Annotated in this window: 24 protein-coding genes and 1 pseudogene; 15 read left to right on the top strand and 10 right to left on the bottom strand. The window is 71.1% G+C overall.

Annotation, left to right across the window (positions count from 1 at the left end; translation table 11 throughout):
* Positions 1-14: 14 nt before the first annotated feature.
* A complete protein-coding gene (locus E1283_RS09245) occupies positions 15-1586 on the bottom strand; it encodes an SLC13 family permease (protein ID WP_132817449.1) in 1572 nt (523 codons plus the stop codon).
* Between the two features lie 131 nt (positions 1587-1717).
* Between E1283_RS09245 and E1283_RS09250 the strand changes: the two genes are divergently transcribed.
* The 3 genes from E1283_RS09250 (at position 1718) to E1283_RS09260 (ending at position 4212) form a co-directional block, all read left to right on the top strand.
* Positions 1718-2533: an IclR family transcriptional regulator gene (locus tag E1283_RS09250; protein ID WP_132817450.1), complete on the top strand. Its 816-nt coding sequence runs from the start codon at positions 1718-1720 to the stop codon at positions 2531-2533.
* A gap of 133 nt (positions 2534-2666) precedes the next feature.
* Positions 2667-3065, top strand: a complete 399-nt coding sequence (locus E1283_RS09255; protein WP_132817451.1) for a nuclear transport factor 2 family protein — start codon at positions 2667-2669, stop codon at positions 3063-3065.
* 217 nt (positions 3066-3282) lie between these two features.
* The gene (locus E1283_RS09260; protein WP_132817452.1) at positions 3283-4212 is read left to right on the top strand and encodes an SDR family oxidoreductase; all 930 of its coding nucleotides are present in this window, start codon (positions 3283-3285) and stop codon (positions 4210-4212) included.
* Between the two features lie 444 nt (positions 4213-4656).
* Here the strand turns inward: E1283_RS09260 and E1283_RS09265 are convergent, their stop codons facing one another.
* Positions 4657-5208 carry an RNA polymerase sigma factor gene (locus E1283_RS09265; RefSeq protein ID WP_132817453.1) on the bottom strand — a complete coding sequence of 184 codons (552 nt, stop codon included), beginning with the start codon at positions 5206-5208 and terminating at the stop codon, positions 4657-4659.
* Between the two features lie 46 nt (positions 5209-5254).
* Here E1283_RS09265 and E1283_RS09270 point away from each other — a divergent pair, with 46 nt between their 5' ends.
* Positions 5255-6661 carry a serine/threonine-protein kinase gene (locus E1283_RS09270; RefSeq protein ID WP_132817454.1) on the top strand — a complete coding sequence of 469 codons (1407 nt, stop codon included), beginning with the start codon at positions 5255-5257 and terminating at the stop codon, positions 6659-6661.
* 268 nt (positions 6662-6929) lie between these two features.
* Here the strand turns inward: E1283_RS09270 and E1283_RS09275 are convergent, their stop codons facing one another.
* Positions 6930-7820, bottom strand: coding sequence for a helix-turn-helix transcriptional regulator (locus E1283_RS09275; RefSeq protein WP_132817455.1), 891 nt, complete (start codon positions 7818-7820; stop codon positions 6930-6932).
* Between the two features lie 200 nt (positions 7821-8020).
* Here E1283_RS09275 and E1283_RS09280 point away from each other — a divergent pair, with 200 nt between their 5' ends.
* The 3 genes from E1283_RS09280 (at position 8021) to E1283_RS09290 (ending at position 10236) form a co-directional block, all read left to right on the top strand.
* A complete protein-coding gene (locus E1283_RS09280) occupies positions 8021-8755 on the top strand; it encodes an SDR family oxidoreductase (RefSeq protein WP_132817456.1) in 735 nt (244 codons plus the stop codon).
* 180 nt (positions 8756-8935) lie between these two features.
* Positions 8936-9910: an aldo/keto reductase gene (locus E1283_RS09285; RefSeq protein ID WP_132817457.1), complete on the top strand. Its 975-nt coding sequence runs from the start codon at positions 8936-8938 to the stop codon at positions 9908-9910.
* Entirely contained in the window at positions 9910-10236 is a 327-nt protein-coding gene (locus tag E1283_RS09290; RefSeq protein ID WP_132817458.1) for a carboxymuconolactone decarboxylase family protein, read from the top strand. The genes E1283_RS09285 and E1283_RS09290 overlap by 1 nt, the downstream gene beginning before the upstream one ends.
* Positions 10237-10303: 67 nt before the next feature.
* On the opposite strand, the gene E1283_RS09295 is transcribed toward E1283_RS09290, so the two are convergent.
* On the bottom strand, positions 10304-11161 hold the full coding sequence (locus E1283_RS09295) for an NAD(P)-dependent oxidoreductase (RefSeq protein WP_481906690.1): 858 nt from the start codon (positions 11159-11161) through the stop codon (positions 10304-10306).
* 138 nt (positions 11162-11299) lie between these two features.
* Here E1283_RS09295 and E1283_RS09300 point away from each other — a divergent pair, with 138 nt between their 5' ends.
* The gene (locus tag E1283_RS09300) at positions 11300-11677 is read left to right on the top strand and encodes a winged helix-turn-helix transcriptional regulator (protein ID WP_132817460.1); all 378 of its coding nucleotides are present in this window, start codon (positions 11300-11302) and stop codon (positions 11675-11677) included.
* Positions 11678-11791: 114 nt separating this feature from the next.
* Here E1283_RS09300 and E1283_RS09305 read toward each other — a convergent pair whose 3' ends face one another.
* Both E1283_RS09305 and E1283_RS09310 read right to left on the bottom strand, forming a co-directional pair.
* Positions 11792-12559, bottom strand: a complete 768-nt coding sequence (locus E1283_RS09305; RefSeq protein WP_132817461.1) for a glucose 1-dehydrogenase — start codon at positions 12557-12559, stop codon at positions 11792-11794.
* A 73-nt stretch (positions 12560-12632) separates the two neighbouring features.
* Positions 12633-13484 carry a helix-turn-helix transcriptional regulator gene (locus E1283_RS09310; protein WP_132817462.1) on the bottom strand — a complete coding sequence of 284 codons (852 nt, stop codon included), beginning with the start codon at positions 13482-13484 and terminating at the stop codon, positions 12633-12635.
* A gap of 257 nt (positions 13485-13741) precedes the next feature.
* Here E1283_RS09310 and E1283_RS09315 point away from each other — a divergent pair, with 257 nt between their 5' ends.
* From E1283_RS09315 to E1283_RS09330, 4 genes are all read left to right on the top strand, one after another.
* Positions 13742-14389 (top strand): hydrolase, encoded by a 648-nt coding sequence (locus E1283_RS09315; protein WP_132817463.1) that lies wholly within the window; start codon positions 13742-13744, stop codon positions 14387-14389.
* 122 nt (positions 14390-14511) lie between these two features.
* Entirely contained in the window at positions 14512-14670 is a 159-nt protein-coding gene (locus E1283_RS09320; RefSeq protein WP_207930345.1) for a hypothetical protein, read from the top strand.
* Positions 14671-14919: 249 nt separating this feature from the next.
* Entirely contained in the window at positions 14920-15309 is a 390-nt protein-coding gene (locus tag E1283_RS09325; RefSeq protein ID WP_243744708.1) for a nuclear transport factor 2 family protein, read from the top strand.
* Positions 15310-15399: 90 nt separating this feature from the next.
* Complete coding sequence (locus E1283_RS09330) at positions 15400-16242, top strand: alpha/beta fold hydrolase (RefSeq protein WP_132817465.1); 843 nt, start codon at positions 15400-15402, stop codon at positions 16240-16242.
* 124 nt (positions 16243-16366) lie between these two features.
* Here the strand turns inward: E1283_RS09330 and E1283_RS09335 are convergent, their stop codons facing one another.
* The gene (locus E1283_RS09335) at positions 16367-16834 is read right to left on the bottom strand and encodes a MarR family winged helix-turn-helix transcriptional regulator (RefSeq protein WP_132817466.1); all 468 of its coding nucleotides are present in this window, start codon (positions 16832-16834) and stop codon (positions 16367-16369) included.
* A 133-nt stretch (positions 16835-16967) separates the two neighbouring features.
* Between E1283_RS09335 and E1283_RS09340 the strand changes: the two genes are divergently transcribed.
* The gene (locus tag E1283_RS09340; RefSeq protein ID WP_132817467.1) at positions 16968-17888 is read left to right on the top strand and encodes an NmrA/HSCARG family protein; all 921 of its coding nucleotides are present in this window, start codon (positions 16968-16970) and stop codon (positions 17886-17888) included.
* A 129-nt stretch (positions 17889-18017) separates the two neighbouring features.
* Here E1283_RS09340 and E1283_RS09345 read toward each other — a convergent pair whose 3' ends face one another.
* Positions 18018-18299 carry a (4Fe-4S)-binding protein gene (locus tag E1283_RS09345; protein WP_132817468.1) on the bottom strand — a complete coding sequence of 94 codons (282 nt, stop codon included), beginning with the start codon at positions 18297-18299 and terminating at the stop codon, positions 18018-18020.
* 31 nt (positions 18300-18330) lie between these two features.
* Entirely contained in the window at positions 18331-18639 is a 309-nt protein-coding gene (locus E1283_RS09350) for a GNAT family N-acetyltransferase (RefSeq protein ID WP_132817469.1), read from the bottom strand.
* Between the two features lie 172 nt (positions 18640-18811).
* Here E1283_RS09350 and E1283_RS09355 point away from each other — a divergent pair, with 172 nt between their 5' ends.
* Entirely contained in the window at positions 18812-19279 is a 468-nt protein-coding gene (locus E1283_RS09355; protein WP_132817470.1) for a MarR family winged helix-turn-helix transcriptional regulator, read from the top strand.
* A 123-nt stretch (positions 19280-19402) separates the two neighbouring features.
* Here E1283_RS09355 and E1283_RS09360 read toward each other — a convergent pair.
* A pseudogene (locus tag E1283_RS09360) lies at positions 19403-20940 on the bottom strand (thiamine pyrophosphate-dependent enzyme).
* Positions 20941-21188: 248 nt separating this feature from the next.
* Between E1283_RS09360 and E1283_RS37120 the strand changes: the two are divergent.
* On the top strand, positions 21189-21369 hold a 181-nt coding region (locus tag E1283_RS37120; protein ID WP_165956061.1), incomplete at its 3' end, for a transposase.

A 21369-nucleotide genomic window follows, 5' to 3' on the forward strand; every position in this document is an offset into this window, starting at 1 on the left:
GGTCGGGGTCGGGGCTACAGGCCGACGAGCGGCGCCATCGCCAGGACGCCGACGACGAGGACGGTCACGCCGATGAGGTCGAAGACGAAGCCGCTGCGGATCATGCGCGTCATCGGCACCATCCCCGAGCCGTAGACGATGGCGTTCGGCGGCGTGGACACCGGCAGCATGAAGCCGTACCCGGCGGCGGCCGTGGCGACCAGGCCGGGGATCAGCGGGTTGACGTCCATCGCGACCGCGATCGGCACCACGATGGGCACCACGATCCCGGCGCTCGCGGTGTTGCTGGTGGTCTCGGAGATGAGCAGCCCGGCCACCGCGGCGAGGACCGTGATCGAGACCAGCGACGACACCCCGAGGTGGTCGGCGAGTGAGGTGCCCATGGTCTCGGCGAGGCCGGTCTCCGAGGACAGCGACCCCACCACCGTGCCCGCGCCGAACAGCAGGATGACACCCCAGTCGATCTTGACGGCCTCGCTCCAGGTGAGCGTGGGCGCCCGCCACCCGGAGCGACCGGTGCCGCGGCTGCCGCCGAGCGGCAGCAGGAACAGCAGGGTGGCCGCGACGATCGCGGCGACGCCCTCGGTCAGATGCGCGTGCATCCACGTGACGGCCTCGTGGTCGTCCCCGAGGAACAGGCTCGAGATGCCGGGCAGCGTCCACCCGACGACGGCGACGGCGAACGAGACGCAGGTGTTGGCCTCGCCCCGGGAGAAGGACCCGAGCTCGGCGCGCTGTTCGGCCACGTACTCCTCGGCGCCGATCAACTCGCGCACCTCGGGGCGGTTGAGGCGGAGCAGCACGATGCACAGCACCACGAACATCACCAGCACGATCGGGGCGAACAACAGCACCCACTCGACGAAGTTGACGGTCTCCCCGGTCTGCTCCTCGACGAGATCGCGCCCGATGAGCTGGTGCGGGGCGCCGATGGGCGTGAGCAGGCCGCCGATGGAGGCGGCGTAGGCGATCATCAGCATCAGCGCCGCCGACCACCGCGAGTGGTGCAGGTCCTGCCCGCCCTTCTCGGTGCTGATCGCGCTGACCGCCCCCACGATGCCGATGCCGATCGGGAACAGCATGGCGACGGTGGCGGTGTTGGAGACGAACGCCGAGATGACGCAGGCGATCCCGCCGAAGGCGATCACGGTGCGGACGGGGGATCGGACCACCCCGCCCACGGACAGCACGCGCAGCGCGATGCGCTTGTCGAGGCCGTGCACGGTCATGGACCTGGCGATGACGAAGCCGCCGAGGAACGTGAAGATCGTGTCGTTGCCGAACGCCCCGAAGACGGTGTCCTCGTCGCCCACGCCCAGGAAGACGCAGAGGACGATGCCGAGCAGTGCGGTGGCGGCCAGGGGTATGGCCTCGGTCACCCACCAGACGATCATCAGACAGAGCACGGCGGCGAGCGCCCGCTGCTCCCACTCCAGGCCGACGGCGGTCAGGAGCATCAGCGCGAGGGCGAGGGGGCCGAGCCCCAGGCCGATGCGTCCCCTTATCGAATCGAAGCGTTCCTGGCTGTCCGGCTTGCCTGCGGCCGTGTTCGAGGCGGCCGCGCCGCTGCGGTCCTCGGTCTTCATCGGTCCTCCGTAGTGCTCAGCGGTTGCCCGTATCGCGGTACGGCGTTCTGCAATGTGGGCACACTAGGGCGTGTGGGTCTCCTCGACAAGGGCGGCGACGCCCGAAAAAGCCCAGCCCTTAAGCTGGCCACGTGACGGCACCGGAAGAGAACGCTGTGGAGTCGGCCGGCCGACCATCCGGAGTGCAGTCGATCGACCGGGCGATGGCGGTGCTCGCCGCCTTCTCCCGCGCCCGCCCCGTGCTCGGCATCAGCGAGCTCGCCCGGCACACCGACCTGACCAGGGGCACCACGCACCGGCTGGTCAGCGCCCTGGCCGCGCACGGCATGCTCGTCCAGGTGCCCAACTCCACCACCTACTCGCTGGGCCCCCGACTTCTCGGCCTGGCCGAGGCGGCGCGCGCCCAGCTCTCACTCGACGTCCAGGCCCCGCCGATCATGAGCTGGCTGCGCGACCAGACCGGCGAGACCGTCGGCCTGCACATCCTCGACGCCCTCCCCAGCCGCCGCACGATCGCCCAGGTCGAGTCCCTGCACCCCCTCCGCCGTACCTACACCGACCTCGGCGCCGCGCTGCCGCCCCACCTCGGCTCGCCGGGCAAGGTCCTGCTGGCGTACGCGCCGGGCACCCTCACCCATGACGTGCTCGCCGACCTGCGCCGCTCCGACCCCGCCGAGGTCGAGGAGGTGACGTCGGCCCTGGAGCAGGTCCGGCACGACGGCTACGCCATCTCGATCGAGGAGCGCGTGAAGGGCGTGGTCGCCCTCGCCGTCCCGGTACGCGACCACAACGAGGCCGTGGTGGCCGCGCTCACCGTCTCCATCCCCGCCGTCCGCGCCGGCCGCCCGGAACTCGTCGCCATGGTCCCCCTCGCCCGGGAAGCGGCCGCCCGCCTCTCCCGCCGCCTCGGCCACGACCCGAACCGATCGGACCCGGAAGGCGGTTGAGCCGGGGCGCCCGCCCCGCAGGCCGCCCGCGCCGTCGCGTACCAGCCGATCCACGCGTTCTTGCCCCGCCGGCTCCTACCCGGTAGTAACTTCCCTTGACGTCGACGTGGGTTGACACAGGTTGGGAGTGACCATGACGAACTTCGAAGGACTCGGTGACGTCGAGGCGCGCGCCTTCGCCTCGCGGTGGCTGCCGGCGTGGACGGGGAACGATCCCCGACGACTCGCCGCCTTCTACGCCGACGACGCCGTCTACCGCGATCCCGCCGTGCCACAGGGTGTGCGTGGCCGGGAGGAGATCCTGTCCTACTTCGGGCGGCTGTTGGGGCGGAACCCCGAGTGGGTGTGGACGAACACCGGGGTCCAGCCGTTGGAGGGCGGCTTCCTCAACCACTGGCACGCGGTGATCCCCACGGCGGGTGGCACCGTCGAGTGCGACGGAGTGTGCACCGTCACCCTGCGGGACGGGTTGATCACCAGGAACGAGGTCTTCTTCGACCGCTCGGCGCTGCTGGCCGCCATCGGCCCCTGACCCGCCACGGGCGCCGCGCCCCGGCGGAGCCGTCGGGACGGCAGGCCGTGCGCCGCCCTCCTGACGTCCGGAGAAGCGCCCGTCGAGCGGCGGATCGGCGATCCGTGGATCGCCGATCCGTGGACAACGCGGCCCTGAATCCGCGGACGCCGAGGCCCGAGCATGGACGGAGACGCCGGCCCACGGCGGATTCGCCGCAGAACGCAGGAGACCGTCCATGGCTCGGAACATCGACATCGCCGTCCCCGACCTGTCGGGAAGGCTCGCCGTCGTCACCGGCGCGAGCGACGGGATCGGGTCCGTCATCGCCACCCGCCTCGTCGCGGCGGGCGCCGAGGTGATCGTGCCGGTCCGCAACCCGGCCAAGGGCGAGCAGGCCACCGAACGCATCCGCGGCCTCGTCCCGGGCGCGCGGATCAGCACCCGGACCCTCGACCTGGCCTCACTCGACTCGGTGGCCGCCCTCACGAAGCAACTCGTCGACGAGGGCCGCCCGATCCACCTCCTCATCAACAACGCCGGCGTGATGAGGCCCCCCACCCACCAGACCACCCACGACGGCTTCGAGCTGCAGTTCGGCACCAACCACCTCGGCCACTTCGCCCTCACCCAGGGCCTGTTGCCGCTGCTCAGCGCGGGCCGGGCCCGGGTCACCCACCAGACGAGCATCGCCGCCCGCAGTGGGGCGATCAACTGGGACGACCTGAACTGGGAGCGCGACTACGACGTGATGAAGGCCTACAGCCAGTCGAAGATCGCCGTCGGCCTCTTCGCCCGCGAACTCGACGCCCGCAGCACCACGGCGGGATGGGGCATCACCAGCAACCTCTCCCACCCCGGTGTGTCACCCACGAACCTCCTCGCCGCCCAACCCGGCCTGGGGCGGCAGAAGGACACCACGGAGGTCCGCCTGATCCGCGCGCTCTCCCGCGTCGGCGTCGTCGGCACCCCCGCCGTCGCCGCCCTCCCCGCACTCATGGCCGCCACCGGCCCCGACGCACAGCGCGGCCAGTTCTACGGCCCCAGGAGAACGGTCGGCGGCGCCCCCGCCCGGCAGAAACTGTGGGCCCCGCTGCGCGACATGGACGAGGCCCACCGACTCTGGGAGACCTCCGAGCGGCTGATCGGCGCGCGGTTCCCCGCCTGACCGCACCTCCGGCCGACGCCGACGAGGGGACGGGACCCGGCGGGACCTCGCCGAGCGCGTCGGTCGCCCGGTCGCCTCGGCCAGGACGCCTCACGGCGCCGGTTCGACGTGGAAGACCTGGGCGTCGCCGCCGTTGCACACCCCGCCACCAGGACGACGGTCCAGGCCGTCGAGACGAACACCCGCCGTCCCGGGACGAGTCCGCGGTGCGCGAGGGTCGGCCGACGGGGGTGGGCGTCGGTGGCGTCGTCGGGAGAAGCATCGCCGGGCTTCTCGGACCCTGGGTTCACTGCCGTGCCTCTGGTCTGGTCTCGCTGTGGGGTCGGCACAGGTCGGAACAGGCCGGTCTGGACAGGTCGGTTCGGGTCAGGTCCGTCATCCACCGAACCGCCGCGGAAGCCGTCGGAACGTCGCGTCCCGCCTGACCGGGGGCCCGACCCGGTGTCAGGCGGCGCCGGACAGCAGGGGTCTGATCTCCTTGCGCGCCTTGTGCAGGCGTGACTTGAGGGTGCCGAGCGGGACGCCGACCCGCTCGGCGATCTCCGCGTAGTCCAGCTGGCAGATGTCCCGGTAGACCAGGGGCGCGACCAGTTGGGGGTGCTCCCGCTCCAGACGTTCCAGCGCGTCCAACAGGTCGAGGCGGGAACCGGCGATGACGCTGGTCGTGCGCGGGTCCACGTGGTGGGTGTCCTCGATCACGGTCGGCTGTTCGGCCGCCCGGCGCTTGAGCTCCCGGTACTTCTCCCGGGCGCAGTTCGCCACGACCACGTAGAGCCAGGTGCTGAAACGGCTGCGGCCCTCGAACGTGTCGATCTTCCTGGCGACCCTGAGGAGCGCGTCCTGCGCCGCCTCCTCCGCGTCCTCACGGCAGGGGAGGAATCTGCCGCAGCGCCGTACGACTTCCGGACGGATGCTCTCCAGCAGGGTGTTCAACGCGGCGTCGTCTCCCTGAGCTGCGCGGAGGGCGAGTTCCTCGGTGTGGCCGCCGTGCAGCACGGGGACTCCCTTCGGGGGCGCAGTTCAGGAACGGCATGATATCGACATGCAATCCTCCGAGCGGATCGGGCGCTACCGCCTGGACCGGCGCCTGGGAGCCGGTGCCTTCGGCGTCGTCTGGCTCGCTCACGACGACGTCCTCGAAGCCCCGGTCGCCGTGAAGGTGATGGCGGAGAACTGGGCCCACCGCCTCGACATCCGGGAACGGTTCTTCTCCGAGGCACGCCTGCTGCGCCGCGCCGGCTCCAGCCGGGTGGTGCAGGTCTTCGACATCCGCGAACTACCGGACGAGAGACCGTACTTCGTGATGGAGTACGCCGACGGCGGGACCCTGGAGGACCGGCTCGTCGACGGCCCGCTGCCCCTGGCCCAGTCCCTGCGCCTCACCGCCGAGGCCGCCCGCGGGGCGGCCGCGCTCCACGTGGCGGGAATCGTGCACCGGGACATCAAGCCCTCCAACGTGCTCTTCCGCCGCTCGTCCGACGGAGAGGACGGCGGGCAGGACACGATGCTGATGGGCGACCTGAGGCTGGCCAAGAGCCTCGCCCAGGCCTCCGGGCTGACCATGGCCGCGGGGTCGGCCGGCTACCAGCCGCCCGAACAGGCCGAGCCCGGCGCCGGCATCGACGCGCGGGCCGACGTGTACAGCCTGGGCGCCGTCGGCTACCGCCTCGTCACCGGCGAGGTCCCCGGGCCACCGGGAAAGGTGGTGCGCCCGGACGCGCTGCGGCCCGGCCTGCACCCTCAGGTGCGGCGAGCGCTGCTGCGGGCCATGGCACCGGACCGGGAACGGCGTTGGCCCACCGCGAAGGACTTCGCCGACGAGCTCGACAGGCTGGCGGACCTGACCGCCGACGAACCCGTCGCACCGCCCCGCCGCCGACGCCCCCCGCTCGGCACGACGCTCCTGGCCGCCGCCACGGCGGCCACCGTGGCCCTCGGCGGCGTCGCCACCTGGCTGGCCTGGCAGCGGGCCGACCACGCGAAGGGCCCCCAGGTGGTCCAGGACGCCACCGGGCGGATCTCCGTGGAGGTGCCCCGACGGTGGGCCGGACAACTGGGCGACGGCGGCTGGGACTCGACGGTCCTCGGACTGCCGGACGGACACGCGCCCGGGCTGGTCGTCGCGGACGACCTCGCCGAGTGGCCGGACCTCGGCTCCCCCGCCAACGGCCTCTTCGTCGGCCTCAGCGAACAGGGCGACGTCACGACCGAGGTCGACGCCCTCAGCCACAACAGCTGTGAGTACGGCGGCAGTCGCGCGTACCGGGGAACGGACTGGCGGGGCACGGTGCGCAGTTGGAGCGCCTGCCCGGCCGACAGCGGCACCGTCACGGAGGTCGCACTCGTCCCGTCGGGCGGTGGCGACCAGCCGCAGCTCTACGTGCAGATCAGACAGGACGGCGAGAGCGACGCGACGGACTCCGTCCTGGACTCCCTGCGCGTCGACTGACGAACCACCGTCCGCCACCGCGCGTCGGGAAGGTCGGACACACGGAGATCTTCCACGGCGCCGAGGCTCGACGGACGACGGACGAGCCCACGGGCTCCGCCAGCTGTTTCGGCGTCCCGGTTGCCGGGTGGGACGCCGCGGAGGACGAGGTAGGGGCCGTCGGCGGCGGTGGGTCGGGTGGTCGCGCCCCGTGAACGGGACGTACCCAGGCTCCGCGATCGTTCTGACCGATCACCGCGGTTCCGTCGGTCCTCGAAGCCGAACCGGCTCACAGGTCGTCCGGCTGGTGGGCGGGTGCGGCGGCCGGCGCGTCGACCGCTGTGGCGGCGAGGCTGCCGAGGAGATTGACCCGTTCCTCGGTCGGGGATCCCGCCGCGCTCGTGTAGGCGTACATCATCCATCCGGGGTGGTCGGGCAGTTCGGCGCCCTCGTAGACGAATTCGAGGTCGCCGACGTCGGGGTGATGGATGTGCTTGGTGCCGGTGCGGTGCAGGCGGACGTCGTGGGCGGACCAGCGGCTGCTGAAGGCGTCGCTGCGGGCCGCCAGTTCCCCGATGAGGTCGGTCAGGGCCCTGTCGCGCGGGTTGCGTCCCGCGGCCGTGCGCAGGTTCGCGGCGGAGGCGTCCGCGGCGCGTTCCCACTGCGGGTAGAAGGTGCGCGCGGCGGGGCTGAGGAAGATGAACCGCGCGCTGTTGCTCCGGGCGTCCGGGTCCTTGAGCAGCGGGGCGAGCAGGGCACGGGCGAGCGGGTTGGTGGCGAGGATGTCGGCCCGCTGGTCGACGATCCATGCGGGTGCTCCGGTGATCGCGTCGAGGAAGCGCTGGAGCGAGGGGCGGATCGTCGCTTGTGCGGGGCGGGAGCGGCGCCGGCTCGGTGAGGGCCTCGCGGCCCTGGCGAGATCGTGCAGGTGCTCGGTCTCCGCCTCGTCGAGGCGAAGCGCCCTGGCCAGGGCGTCGAGCACTTCGGGGGAGACGCCGGCGAGGTTCCCGCGCTCCATCTTCGCGTAGTAGTCGCTGCTCATCCCCGCGAGCATGGCGACTTCCTCGCGGCGCAGGCCGGGCAGGCGGCGACGGCCGCCGGCGACGATCCCCGCCTGCGCGGGAGTGATCCGGTCGCGTCGCGTGCGCAGGAAGTCCCGCACCTCGGCCTGGTTGTCCATGGTGTCCACGGTACGGCTGGCCGGGGAGCTGTAGGAGTGACTGCCAGTACGCGTACAAGCCGTTCCTCGCGTCCTCTGCGGGCCGGTGCTGCAATGGTCCGCGTCGGGGTGATCCGCACCTTTCGGACTGTCGAACGTCGAGCGTCGACCGTCACCCGGCAGCCGGCTACGCATTGTCATCATGGAGGACAGGAAACACGATGAGCCAGGACCAGAAGCAGGGACGCGTCGCCGTCATCACCGGGGCCTCCTCCGGAATCGGCGCCGCGACCGCCAGGTCCCTGCACGCGGCCGGCTACCGGGTCGCGCTTCTCGCCCGCCGCACGGACCGCGTCGAGGCCCTCGCCGACGAGCTCGGCGACGGTGCGATCGCCATCTCCGCCGACGTCACCGACCGCGGCGCCCTCGTGGCGGCGGCCGACCAGGTGAAGCAGGAGTTCGGCGGCACGGACGTGCTGGTGAACAACGCCGGGGTCATGCTGCTCGGCCCGTTCTCCGCCGAGCAGCGCGACGACTACCGCAGGATGATCGAGGTCAACCTGCTCGGCGCGATCACGACCACCGAGGTGTTCCTCGACCAGCTCAGGGACGGCGGCGGCGACCTGGTGAACATCTCCTCCGTCGCCGGCCGGGTCGCCAACGTCGGCAGCGGCGTGTACGCGGCCACCAAGTTCGGGATCAACGGCTGGTCGGAGTCGCTGCGCAGGGAACTGCTGCCCGACGTCCGCGTCACCGTGATCGAGCCCGGCGTCGTCGCCACCGAGCTGCCCACCCACATCACCCACGAAGCGACCCGCCAGGGCGCGAAGCAGCTCTACGATGTCGCCGAGGTCACCGCCGAGGACGTCGCCGAGGTCATCGCCTTCGCCCTCCAGCGCCCCCGGCACCTGGCCATCCACGAGATCCTGCTCCGCCCCGCCGGCCAGGCACTCTGACCTGATCACTCCCTCGCCCGCGAGCGGCGTACGCGCCCGCGGGGAACGCGCGTGTCCCACCACGGCACGGACGCCGGCCGCGGCGCGAGAACCCTCGGGGTTTCGCCCCCCGGGCGCGGCCGTCCCGTGCCCGGTGCTCGACGAACCGGGCATCGACCAGCGAACGAACAGGACCCCACCGTGAAGCACATCCACCTGCGCGACCTGGACGTCTCCCGCATCGGCCTGGGAGCCATGGGCATGTCCCACGGCTACACCGGCGCCGGTACGGACGACGACCAGTCCGTGCGCACCATCCACCGCGCCCTGGACCTGGGCGTCACCCTCCTCGACACCGCCGAGGTCTACGGCCCCTACACCAACGAGGAGCTGGTGGGCCGCGCCCTCAAGGGCCGCCGGGACCAGGTGGTGCTCGCCACGAAGTTCGGCCTGATCTCCCACACCGGCCGCCCCGGGGCGACCGACAGCAGCCCGGCCAGCGTCCGCGCCGCCGTCGAGGGCTCCCTCACCCGCCTGGGCACCGACCGCGTCGACCTCTACTACCAGCACCGCGTCGACCCCGGCACCCCGATCGAGGAGACCGTCGGGGCCCTGGCCGAGCTGGTCGCCGAGGGCAAGATCCGGCACATCGGCCTCTCGGAAGCCGGCCCGGAGACCATCCGCCGCGCCCACGCCGTCCACCCGATCACCGCGGTACAGTCCGAGTACTCGCTGTTCACCCGCGACCCCGAAGCCCACGTCCTGCCCGTGCTGCGGGAGCTGAACATCGGCTTCGTGCCCTTCTCCCCCCTCGGACGCGGCTTCCTGACCGGCGCCATCCGCTCCACCGGGCAGTTCGACCCCGGCGACTTCCGCGCCGACAACCCCCGCTTCACCGGCGAGAACTTCGAGCACAACCTGCGCCTGGCCGACCAGGTCGCCGCCATCGCCACCGAGACGGGTGCCAGCCCGGCGCAGGTGGCGCTGGCCTGGCTGCTCGCCCAGGGCGACTTCATCGCCCCCATCCCCGGCACGCGGCGCGTGGCCCGGGTCGAGGAGAACGCCGGCGCCGACGCGGTCCGCCTCACCGACGACCAGCTCAACCGGCTCAGCAGCCTGCCCCCGGCGGCCGGCGACACCCACACCGAGGCCCAGATGCGGATGATGGAGCGCTGATGACCGGGACCAATCCGCGCGTCGCACCGGACCTCGTCCGCCGTCACGCCCCGAAGCTCGCCGACCTCACCGACGACGTGCTGTTCGCCGACGTCTGGCAGCGGCCCGACCTGTCCCCGCGCGAGCGCAGCCTGATCACCGTCGCCGCCCTGGTGGCCCTGGGCCGCGACGCCCAGCTCACCGGTCACCTGCGCCGTGCCCTCGACAACGGCCTCACCCCCGGCGAACTCGCCGAGGCCATCACGCACCTCGCCTTCTACGCCGGCTGGCCCGCCGCCATGAGCGCCACCGGCGTCCTGGCCCAGGTCACCGAGCCCACCGACTGAACCGGCGGCACCATCCGCCGGCCACCCGCTCCACCCGCTCCACCCGCTCCGCCCGAGACGCGGGTTCTCAGCCCGGCTGCCTGATGCTCTCGATGATCCGGGCGAAGCCCTCCTCGCCGTGGCCGGCATCGATCTGGCGTTGGATGAGCCGCTGGACCATGGCGACCACCTCGGTACCGATGCCCTGGTCGGAACTGGCGGCCAGGAGGTCACCGAGGTGGGAGAACTCCAGGCTCTGCTGCCCGCCGACGGTGTAGTCCCCGCCGTCGACGACCGCGGCAAGCCCCTGGAAGGCACCGGTCATGGCGGTCAGCCACGGTGTGGCCCGGGCGGCGAACTCGCCCGCCGTCACGCCGGCCGGCGCGACCATGGCGGCGCCGTGCAGGAATCCGGCGAACATGACGTACATGCCCGCGAGAAGGGCGAGGTCGTACAGGGATGCCAGCCCGGCGTCCTCACCGAAGTAGGAACTGGTTCCCCACAGGTCGAGCAGCGGCTTGTACCGCTCGAAGACATCGGCCGAACCGCTGTAGAGAATCGAGGACTCGGGCTGACCGATCATGTGCGGCACGGCCATGATGCCGCCGTCCAGATACGCCACCCCGGCACCGGCGGCCCAGGCGGCGAACTCCCGTGACTGCTCCGGTGACGTCGTGGTCACGTTGATCAGGGTGCGTCCGGCCAACTCGTCGGAGAGCGGATCGAACACCTCGTGGACCGACGCGTGGTCCAGCAGGCAGGCGATCACCAGTTGGCTCGCCCGGACCGCGTCGCCGGCCGTGGCGGCGGCCTCCGCACCCTGCGCGACGAGATCGTCCGCCTTCCCCGCTGAGCGGTTCCAGACCGTCGTCGCGTATCCGCCCTTCACCAGGGCGCCCGCGAGCGCGCTGCCCATCGCGCCCAGCCCGAGAACGCTCACCCGGATTCCACTGTTGACTGCCACTTTCGGAGTTCCCCTTTCCGCCGTCGTTCTACCGAATCCTCCCTGCCGCCCCTAGAGTTGACCAGTACAGACTAATTAGTCAGGTACTCACTCGCGGGTAAGTACCTCTTGGAGGGGCGGATGGCAGCATCAGCACGACGTGGTCCCTACTTCTGCGGCATCGACGCGGCGATGGACGTGGTCGCGGGCAAGTGGAAGTCGCTCATCCTCTGGGAGCTGCACAACTCCGGGACCCGCCGGTTCGCTGAGCTCCGACGTGGCCTGCCGGGCGTCAGCGAGAAGATGCTGATCCAGCATCTGCGGGAGATGGAGGAAGACGGCCTCGTGCATCGCGAGGTGTACCGCGAGGTGCCGCCGAAGGTCGAGTACTCGCTGACAGAGCACGGTGTCTCGCTCAACGACGCGCTGACTTCCCTGGGAGAATGGGGCACCGCCCGCATCCGGCGAATCGGAGCCGAGCGGGTTCCGGCCCACGATGCCGCGACGGGTCGGCAGTAGCAGCGGGCGGGTTGGATCGCGGACCCACGCGGAGAGCACGCGCCCACCCACCCCGGCGACGAATCGCCGCCGCCCGGTGCCCAACCCTTCGGGGCCGGCCGCGAGTCGAGGCGGTCAGCTCCCTGCCGGGACGGCGGCGACCAGCCCGCCGTCGATGATGAGGTCCTGCCCGTTGATGTAGGCGGCTTCGCTCGACGCCAGGAACGCCACCGCGCCGGCGACGTCGTCGGCGGTGCCGACGCGACCCCCGACGATCCGGGCGATGACGGCCGCCTCGTCCTCGGGGGAGATCGCGTCACGGTACATCGCCGTGTCGATGTAGCCGGGGCTCACCGAGTTCACCCGGACTCCCCTCGGGCCGAGTTCGGCGGCCAGGGTGCGGGCCAGACTCTGGACCGCCGCCTTGGTCGCGGAGTACAGCGAGGCGGCGGGCAGACCCCGATGCGCGGTCCACGACGCGTTGATCACAACGGCGGCATCGTCGGCCAGCAGGGGAACGCTGTGCAGGATGGTGAAGAGCACCCCCTTGAAGTTGATACCGACGACACGGTCGAACTCGGCTTCGGTGAGCTCGTCAGCGGACTGGAACGTCGCGACACCGGCGTTGGCGAAGACCACGTCCAGTCGCCCGAACCGGTCCTGGATGCGGGTAGCGAGGGCCTGCGAATCGGCGACGCGGGACACGTCGCCCCGGACCGCGTGGATGCGCTCGCCACCCTTCAGATCCTCGACCGCGGCGTCCAGCCGGTTCTGGTCGCGGCCGGTGATGATCACCTGAGCGCCCTCGGACAGCAGTCGGCGGGCGGTGGCCAGGCCCATGCCACCGGTGCCGCCGGTGATGAGCGCGGTCTTGTCCTCGAATCGGGATGTGCTGTGGGTCATGAACCTCAGCATGTGGCCCGGTGGTCAGCGCAACCAGAGCTCAGTCAACCCGGGACCGGCACCACCACTCCGCTCAGGCCGTCGGGGCGTGCCGGAGGCCCGGCAGGCGCCCGAGCCGGGACTCGGTTCCGCTGCCGGGCCGCGGATTCTGCAACTCCAGGTGATGGCCGGGCCGGTCGGCCAGGGAGAGGAGTGTCGTGTCGAAGATCAGCTCGCCCACGTCCGGGTGCCGTACCGCCTTCACCGTCTGGGTCACCGTGGCGACGTCGTGGCGTGCCCACAGCTCCTCGAACTCGCCGCTCGTCTCTCTGAGTTCGTCGACAATCCGGAAGAACTCGGCATCGTCGGGATGTCGTGCCGCGGCGGCGCGGAACGCGGCCACCACGCCGGGGGCGGCCGCCGTCCAGTGCGTGTGCATGGACCGATAGCGGGGATTGGTGAAGTACGAGATCAGGCAGTTGCCGTCGGTGTCGTCATAGCCGAACACCGCCCGCGCCGCGTTGTTGGTGGCGGCGATGTTCCAGTACCGATCCAGCAGGAGGGCAGGTCGCGGCGCCCAGGCATCGACCAGTCGCAGCAGCTCGGGAGCGGCCGCGGCCTGGCCCGCGCCGGTCGGCGCCGGCGGGTTGAGCCCGGTCAGCACATACAGGTACGCGCGCTCGGCCTCGTCCAGCCGCAGCGCCCGGGCGATGGCGTCCAGGACGTCGGCGGAGACGTTGATGTCGCGCCCCTGTTCGAGCCATGTGTACCAGGACACGCTGACATCGGCCAGCAACGCGACCTCCTCGCGCCGCAGCCCCGGCGTGCGCCGCCGCCCCACCAACGGTACGCCCACCTCACCGGGCACGAGCCGCGCCCGACGGGTGCGCAGGAATTCGCGGAGCTGCTCGCGGCGAGCGCGGGCGGTTCGGATGTCACGGGGCATACCCACACGGTACGTGGCCACATCGCCGCGACAGGCGACACACCGTCAACGGCCGGACCACGCACCCCGGTTCGCGCCCGCTAACCGGCACCCCAGGCACTAGTTGACATCTCAAGTATCTGCCACCTAGCGTATGTGACGCGTCAACCAAGTGGTGGGGTCGTCAGCCGGTCAGCCCGTGTTCGGCTGACCGCGCGCACCGACATGCCGGTGCGCCGCCTGAGGCCCGTGGACGCGAAGCTCCGGAAGGGAATCCCATGAGCACCGAGAAGAAGGCCGGACTCGACGCGTTGCTGACGCCCGAGGAGAGCGTCCTCGTGCTGATCGACCACCAGCCGTTCCAGTTCGCCAACCTGAACAGCCACGAACCGACGATGATCGTCAACAACGTCGTCGGACTCGCCAAGGCCGCCAAGGTCTTCGACGTCCCGACCATTCTGACGACCGTTCTGGAGGAGCGCGGCGGCCTTCTCCTCCAGGGCGTGCAGGACGTGTTCCCCGAGCAGAAGCCGATCAACAGGACCCTCATCAACACCTGGCAGGACCAGCGCGTCGTGGACGCCGTCAAGGCGACCGGCCGCAAGAAGCTGATCCTCGCCGGCCTCTGGACCGAGGTCTGCCTGGCGATGCCGGCCATCCAGGCGGCGGGCGAGGGCTTCGAGGTCTACGCCGTGACCGACGCCTCGGGCAGCGGCTCGAAGGAGGGCCACGACATGGCCGTGCGGCGCATGGTCCAGGCCGGCGTCACGCCGATCACCTGGCTGGCCGTGGCCAGCGAATGGCAGCGCGACTGGGCCCGCGAGAAGACCATCGCGGGCACCACCGAGATCATGCTCCAGCACGGCGGCGCCACCGGCGTGGCCTACGCCTGGGAGACCCAGCTCCTCGCCACCGACCGCGCCTGAGATGACCGCGGCGCCGGCTCCCGTCCGTACCGGGTACCGCCCGTCGCTGACCGGCTCCCTCGCGGACAAGAGCCGGTGGGCCCGTCTCGCCCACGGGATCCGGCGCGAGGACGTGAACCGCCGTGATCCCCACCGGGCCGGATCCGAAGGCCGCACTCACCGAGGGGTTCTTCGCGCTCGCCGCGCGGCAGAGGCCCCGGTCGGAAACCGTGGCGCTCGTGTCCGCCGACGCCGAGTTCTGGCGCGACCCGATGCTCGGCGCGGGGAATTGCCGGCCATGAGGTAGGCCCGTTCCGGAGCGGATCGAGGCAGACCGTCGTGTCACCACCGGAATCGTCCTGCGGAGAACTCGTCTTCCCCCAGGCGGAAGCTCTCACCGACGGGTGGAGAAGGCCTACCGCAACATTTCGGGACGGGTTGCCGGATGTCTCGGCAACCCGTCCTCGACTCGCAGACGCGACGCTGTCGTCCCACGTGACCGTAGACGGCACGCTCCACACCTTCGTCGGAACCATCGAGGAGGCATGACCATGACCAGCAGTACCGAGGCTGACCGGGCTCAACGCAACACCGAGATCGTGCTCACCGCCATGCGGGAGCTCTTCGCCGAGAAGGACACCACCGCGCTCGACCGGCACTGGGCCGAGCCCTACGTGCAGCACAGCCCCCAGATGCCCAACGGTCTGGACACGCTCCGTGCCGTGGTGCCGGGCCTGGAGGGCTTCTCGTGGGAGCCGCAGCGGATCGCCGCACAGGGCGACCTCGTGTTCACCCACAGCATCGTCCACGGCTGGGCGCCGCACCCCGTCGTCATCGTCGACATCTTCCGGCTGGACGACGGCCGCATCGTCGAGCACTGGGACGTCATCCAGGACCTCACCTCCCCCGAGGCGACCGTCAGCGGCAACCCGATGGTCTGACACCAGGCAGGCAGAACGGCGTCGGGCGTCGGCGGCGTCCGAACGCGACCCCCGATCCGGGGTCACCACCGCACGGAGGAGATCGGAAGCATGGGATACATAGCGGTCGGCACCGAGAACAGCACCACCACCGAGATCCACTACGAGGACCACGGGACGGGGCAGCCCGTCGTCCTCATCCACGGCTACCCGCTGGACGGCGACAGCTGGGAACTCCAGTCGCGCGAGCTGATCGCCGCCGGCTTCCGCGTCATCACCTACGACCGCCGCGGCTTCGGGCGGTCGAGCAAGGTCGGCACCGGCTACGACTACGACACCTTCGCGGCCGACCTGAACGCCCTGCTGGACTCCCTCGACCTGCGCGACGTGATCCTGGTCGGCTTCTCCATGGGCACCGGCGAGCTGGCGCGCTACGTGAAGAACCACGGTCACGAGCGCGTCGCGAAGCTGGCGTTCCTCGCCTCGCTTGAGCCGTTCCTCGTGGCGGCCGACGACAACCCCACCGGGGTGCCGCGGTCCGTCTTCGACGACATCGCCAAGGCGGCCCGCACCGACAGGTACGCCTGGTTCACGCGGTTCTTCAGCGACTTCTACAACCTCGACGAGACCCTCGGCTCGCGGATCAGCCAGGAGGCGGTCACCGCCAGCTGGAACACCGCCACCCGCAGCGCGCCGGTGGCCGCCTACTCGGTGGTGCCCAGCTGGATCGAGGACTTCCGCGACGACGTCGCGGCCGTGCGCGCCGCCGGCAAGCCCGCCCTGATCCTGCACGGGACCAGGGACAACATCCTCCCCATCGACGCCACCGGCCGCCCGTTCCACACGATGTTCCCCGAGGCGGAGTACGTCGAGATCGAAGGCGCCCCGCACGGCCTGCTGTGGACCCACGCCGACCAGGTCAACAAGGCGCTCCGGGGCTTCGTCCAGTCCTGAGCGGCCCTGTCCCACTCCCGGTGGTGACGGAGGGGAGCACCGGGAGTGGCCGGTCAACTCGCCCCGGTACCGGCACCGGCACCGGCCCGGGTACCGGCCACGGACTCGTCGCGACCCTCATCGGTCAGTCGGGCTGCTTCTCCATGTGCGCGAGGACGCGGTTCGAGATCCGGGCGAGCGTGTCGAGCTCCTCCTGGGTGAGGGCCTCGATGAACAGCCGGCGGACGTGTTCGACGTGCAGGGGCGCGGCCTCCCCGATCGCCCGGTAGCCGGCCGGGGTGGCGACGATGAACGCGCCGCGCCCGTCATCGGGACACTCTTCCCTGGCCACCAGGCCGCGCTTCCTCATCCGCCCGACCTGGTGCGACATGCGGCTCTTCTCCCACTCCACCGACTTGGCCAGCTCCAGGAAGCGCATCCGCCCGCCGCCGCGTTCGGTGAGACTGACCAACACGATGTAGTCGGAGGCGGACATCCCGGAGTCAGCCTGAATCCGGCGGGAGAGCCGCCCGATGAGCGTCTCCTGCATGCGGATGAAACTGTCCCAGGCGGCCTTCTGCTCCGAGGTCAGCCAGCGAGGCGTCGCGTTCATGGACGGAGTGTAACGAAACCGTTGACATCTCATCTATCCCGCCGACGTGACCGATTCCGATCGAGGGGTGCCGGGGGCGCCGGGGGCGCGGGCACGGGGAATGGCGTGGGTGGCCGGAAGGTTGTGGTGCGACATGGCTGACAGCGACAGGACGGTTGTCGTCCTGGGTGCCACGGGGCAGCAGGGCGGGGCGGTCGCCGCGGCGCTGCGGGCGGACGGCTGGGCGGTTCGCGCCGTCGTGCGTGATCCCTCCGGCCAGCGGGCCCAGGCGCTGTCAGCCGACGGCGTCGAGACCGTCCGTGGTGATCTCGGCGACCCGGACTCGCTTCGGGCGGCGTTCTCCGACGCCCACGGTGTCTTCAGCGTCCAACCGAACTCGGGCCAGGCCGGCTCCGGCGTGAGCGACGAGGACGAGTTCCGGTTCGGCACGACGGTGGCCGAGATCGCCCGGAGCCGTGGCGTCGCCCACCTCGTCTACAGCTCGACGGTCGCCGCGGGGCCGACACCGACGGGTGTTGCCCATCTCGACGTCAAGAGCCGTATCGAGGACCACGTCCGGAACCTGGACATCACCAGCACCGTCATCCGGCCGGCCACGTTCATGGAGATCCTCACACTCCCCGGAATGGGTCTCGACCAAGGACGCCTGTCCTTTCTGACGCATCCCGACCGGGCCATGCAGTTCATCGCGGTACGCGATATCGGCCGGATCGCCGCCGCGGTCTTCGGCTCACCCGATCGATACGCTGGTCGCACCGTGGAGATCGCCGGTGACGCCCTCAGTGGCGAGGCCCTGGCCGAGCGCCTGACCCGGGCCAGTGGTCGGCCGATCACCTACAGCCGCCTGCCCACGACGCTGCTGGAGCGGGACGAACTCCTCGGCAGGACAGCGGCACTCGTCGACAACGGCAGGCTGGTGGGACACGCGGACCTCGACGCGTTGCGCGCGGAGTTCCCCTTCCTGCTGTCCTTCGACCGCTGGCTGGCCGGCCCCGGCGCGGGCCTCCTCGACGAAGCGTTCCGTTCCGCGGGTACGGGCGTCGCTCTCCGCTGAACGAGGCCCTCCGCGCGATCGATCACGACCTCGGGGACCTCGGGGACCACGGTGAAGAGCTTCGACGAGCCGTGACGCCGCTGCCGGCCGGCGTCGAGGAGGCTACGGTACGGCCGGGGAGCCGCGCGGTCAGCCGCCCGGCGGAACCTCGGGCGATCGCGGTGCGCCGTCAGGCGTCTCCCCCTCGCCGCCCACGAGTTCGTACCGCAGCGCACCCGAGGGACAGCGCCGCACCACTTCGGCCAGGCGCTCGGCCGTGGCGTTCTCCGGCTGGATCCACGGGCGCCTCGCCGTGTCGAACACCTCGGGCAGGCCCGTTACGCATTCGGCGGCGTGCCGGCAGCGCCCGGCCTCGAAGGTCACCGTGATCGACCGCGCCCGATACGCCTTCCGCTCGGATCCACCGCTCATAGCCGCCTCCGTCACTGCCGTGTCCGGCTCTTCAGTCACTGACGCTGCTGCGGGACTGGTACAGCAGGTCCTGGTAGTCGGGGTGCCGGCTGATCCAGCCCGCGAAGAAGGGGCAGGTGGCCAGCACTCGCAGGTTGGCGGCGCGCGCCTCGTCAAGGGCGGTGCGGGCCAGCGCGGAACCGACTCCCCTGCCCTCGTACTCCGCCCCGACCTCGGTGTGCACGAACGCGACGAGTTCCGTCGTACGGATGTACTGCGCGACGCCCGCCACCGTGGACTCGCCGTCGACGCGGGCCTCGTAGCGCTTGGCCTCGGGTACGTCGCTCACTTCGACCGTCATGTGTCCTCCTCGCGGGCCTGATCCCACTCGACTCGACAGAAGAATCCCGTCAGCCAGGACATCACCCTAACCCCATTAGGTTGACGCATCAACTTGCCGCCCGGCAAGCGACTCCGAACCGGACCGCCGCGACATGTAGATGACTCATCAACGACTTCGGTAGACTGCCCCCGTGGACACGCCCCCGCGCTGGCTCAACCCGGAGGAGAAGGCCGCCTGGGACAGCTTCATCCGCATGCGGGAGGCACTCGTCGGACGGCTGCCCCGCCGCGCCCGGGCCGGCTCCGGAGTCTCCGCCGCCGACTACATCGTGCTCGCCAACCTCACCGGACGAGGCCACGGGCGGATGCGCTTCCTGGATCTGGCCAGGTCGGTGGAGTGGGAGAAGAGCCGCATGTCCCACCAGGTCACGCGGATGGCGAAACGCGGCCTGGTGGCCAGGGAGGAATGCCCCGACGACGGACGCGGCGCGTTCGTCGTCGCCACCCCGGCCGGCTACAAGGCGATCGAAGAGGCCCCGCCCCCGCACGTCGAGCACGTCCGCCGCCTGTTCGTCGACGCCCTGACCCCGAGCCAGCTCAGCGCACTCGCCCGGATCTCCCAGCGCGTCCTGGACCACATGGAGAAGCGGCCCGACTGACCGGCTTCGGAACCGCCCGCAGGTCGGGGCGGGCCACGCTTCCGTCGTGGCGTCGGCGAGGCCGAGGGCGGCGCCGCCGACCAGCCAACTCGCCATAGCGCTCGGCGATCGACCGCGACGACCTCAGGGGCGAGGGAGATTCCGCAGGTTGGCGCGGGCCAGGTCGAGCATCCTGCCGACGCCCCCGTCGAGCACCGTTCGGCCCGCGGCGAAGGCGAAGCCCCTGACCTGGGCGGCCGAGATGTGCGGCGGGATGGACAGCGCGTTGGGGTCGGTCACCAGGTCGACCAGGAACGGTCCGTCGTGGGCGAGCGCCCGTCTGAGCCCCTCGACGACGTCCCCGGGGCGCTCAACGCGGATCGCCTCCATGCCCGCGCCGCGGGCGATCGCCGCGTAGTCCACCGGCTCGTGGTCGGTCTCGTGCTCGGGCAGCCCCTCGACCAGCATCTCCAACTTCACCATGCCCAGGGAGGAGTTGTTGAAGACGATCGTCTTCACCGGCAGATCGTGCAGCTTCACCGTGAGCAACTCGCCCATCAGCATGCCCAGTCCGCCGTCACCCGACATCGAGATCACCTGGCGGCCGGCGTGGGCGAACTGCGCGCCGATGGCGTGCGGCAGCGCGTTGGCCATGGTGCCGTGCAGAAACGAACCGATCACCCGGCGCCGCCCGTTGGGGGTCAGATAGCGCGCGGCCCACACGTTGCACATGCCGGTGTCCACGGTGAACACCGCGTCGTCGTCGGCGAGTTCGTCCAGCACCGAGGCCACGTACTCGGGGTGGATCGGGGTGTGCTGCCCGACGTCGCGGGTGTAGGCGGAGACCACCGTCTCCAGCGACTTGGCGTGCTTCCGCAGCATCCGGTCCAGATAGGTTCGGTCCCGCTTCGCCTCGACCAACGGCAGCACCGCCCGCAGCGTCTCCCGGACGTCGCCGTGGACCCCGAGTTCCAGCACGGTGCGACGGCCGAGGCGGCCCGCGTCGTGGTCGATCTGCACGGTCCGGGCCTGCGGCAGGAAGTCGTTGTAGGGGAAATCGGTACCGAGCAGGAGGACCAGGTCAGCCTCGTGCATCGCCTCGAAGCAGGCACCGTAGCCCAGCAGACCGCTCATGCCCACGTCGTACGGGTTGCCGAACTGAATCCACTCCTTGCCCCGGAGGGTGTGCCCGACGGGGGCGGCGGCCTTCTCGGCGAGCGCCATGACCTCGGCGTGGGCGTCCCGCACTCCCGCACCGCAGAACAGCATCACCCTCCGCGCCGCGTTCAGCTTCTCGGCCAGTGCCCGAACCTGCGTGTCCGGCGCGACGACCCGGCCGCGCTCGGTGACCAGGGCGCTGCTTCCCGTCGGGTGGGTCGCCCTGTCGTGCGCGACATCGCCCGGTATCACCAGGACCGACACCGCGCTGTTGCCAAGGGCCCGCTGCATGGCGATCCGCAGCACCCGGGGCACACCGCGAGCCTGCCGGTCAACTGCGCCTCCGACGCCGCGGCGAAGGCGGCGGCCTCCTCGTTCCGCACATGCACCCACTCGATGGCGTCGGTACGGCGCACGGGGTCGACCACCGAGTTCAGGCTGTCGCCCACCACGCCGTAGATCCGCTCCACGCCCGCCTGGCGCAGGATGTCCACCATCTGCTGGGCCACGGTCGGTTTCCGCAGGGGATCCGCGGGTCGAACCGCTGGAGCGTGCCGCTGCCCCGGATCAGTGCGGCGAGCGCGGCGATGCGAGCGGTCGGCTCCGCACCCTCGACGAGGACGTCGCGGACTTCTCCGAGAAGGCCGGCCCGGCTGGTCCGCTGGCGGTCGGCTGGCGGGAGGATCCCGTCAGCCGCCTCACTCGCGCAGCCGGCTCTCGCGCTGAGCCGCCTAGGCCGTTTCTTTCGGATCATCTGATCGTTGGTCTGGGTGTGGCGTTAACCGATGCGCAGTGGGCGCGGATCGAGCCGTTGCTGCCGGACCGCGGGCCGAGGAGGGGTGGGCGATGGCGTGATCACCGGGAGGTGATCGACGCGATCGCGTTCAAGTACCGCACCGGCTGTCCGTGGATGGACCTGCCGGAGAAGTTCGGCTCGTGGAAGGGCGTGCACA

Origin of the sequence: Streptomyces hainanensis (assembly GCF_004348415.1) — a bacterium.
GTDB classification, from domain to species: domain Bacteria; phylum Actinomycetota; class Actinomycetes; order Streptomycetales; family Streptomycetaceae; genus Streptomyces; species Streptomyces hainanensis.

Bases quoted from the DNA above. Each gene is read 5' to 3' on its own strand.
- E1283_RS09340 (WP_132817467.1), top strand. From the start codon at position 16,968: ATGGCTGACAGCGACAGGACGGTTGTCGTCCTGGGTGCCACGGGGCAG.
- E1283_RS09325 (WP_243744708.1), top strand. From the start codon at position 14,920: ATGACCAGCAGTACCGAGGCTGACCGGGCTCAACGCAACACCGAGATC.
- E1283_RS09275 (WP_132817455.1), bottom strand. From the start codon at position 7,820: ATGGACAACCAGGCCGAGGTGCGGGACTTCCTGCGCACGCGACGCGAC.
- E1283_RS09310 (WP_132817462.1), bottom strand. From the start codon at position 13,484: ATGCCCCGTGACATCCGAACCGCCCGCGCTCGCCGCGAGCAGCTCCGC.
- E1283_RS09305 (WP_132817461.1), bottom strand. From the start codon at position 12,559: ATGACCCACAGCACATCCCGATTCGAGGACAAGACCGCGCTCATCACC.
- E1283_RS09350 (WP_132817469.1), bottom strand. From the start codon at position 18,639: ATGACGGTCGAAGTGAGCGACGTACCCGAGGCCAAGCGCTACGAGGCC.
- E1283_RS09315 (WP_132817463.1), top strand. From the start codon at position 13,742: ATGAGCACCGAGAAGAAGGCCGGACTCGACGCGTTGCTGACGCCCGAG.
- E1283_RS09300 (WP_132817460.1), top strand. From the start codon at position 11,300: ATGGCAGCATCAGCACGACGTGGTCCCTACTTCTGCGGCATCGACGCG.
- E1283_RS09245 (WP_132817449.1), bottom strand. From the start codon at position 1,586: ATGAAGACCGAGGACCGCAGCGGCGCGGCCGCCTCGAACACGGCCGCA.
- E1283_RS09335 (WP_132817466.1), bottom strand. From the start codon at position 16,834: ATGAACGCGACGCCTCGCTGGCTGACCTCGGAGCAGAAGGCCGCCTGG.
- E1283_RS09270 (WP_132817454.1), top strand. From the start codon at position 5,255: ATGCAATCCTCCGAGCGGATCGGGCGCTACCGCCTGGACCGGCGCCTG.
- E1283_RS09290 (WP_132817458.1), top strand. From the start codon at position 9,910: ATGACCGGGACCAATCCGCGCGTCGCACCGGACCTCGTCCGCCGTCAC.
- E1283_RS09330 (WP_132817465.1), top strand. From the start codon at position 15,400: ATGGGATACATAGCGGTCGGCACCGAGAACAGCACCACCACCGAGATC.
- E1283_RS09280 (WP_132817456.1), top strand. From the start codon at position 8,021: ATGAGCCAGGACCAGAAGCAGGGACGCGTCGCCGTCATCACCGGGGCC.
- E1283_RS09255 (WP_132817451.1), top strand. From the start codon at position 2,667: ATGACGAACTTCGAAGGACTCGGTGACGTCGAGGCGCGCGCCTTCGCC.
- E1283_RS09345 (WP_132817468.1), bottom strand. From the start codon at position 18,299: ATGAGCGGTGGATCCGAGCGGAAGGCGTATCGGGCGCGGTCGATCACG.
- E1283_RS09260 (WP_132817452.1), top strand. From the start codon at position 3,283: ATGGCTCGGAACATCGACATCGCCGTCCCCGACCTGTCGGGAAGGCTC.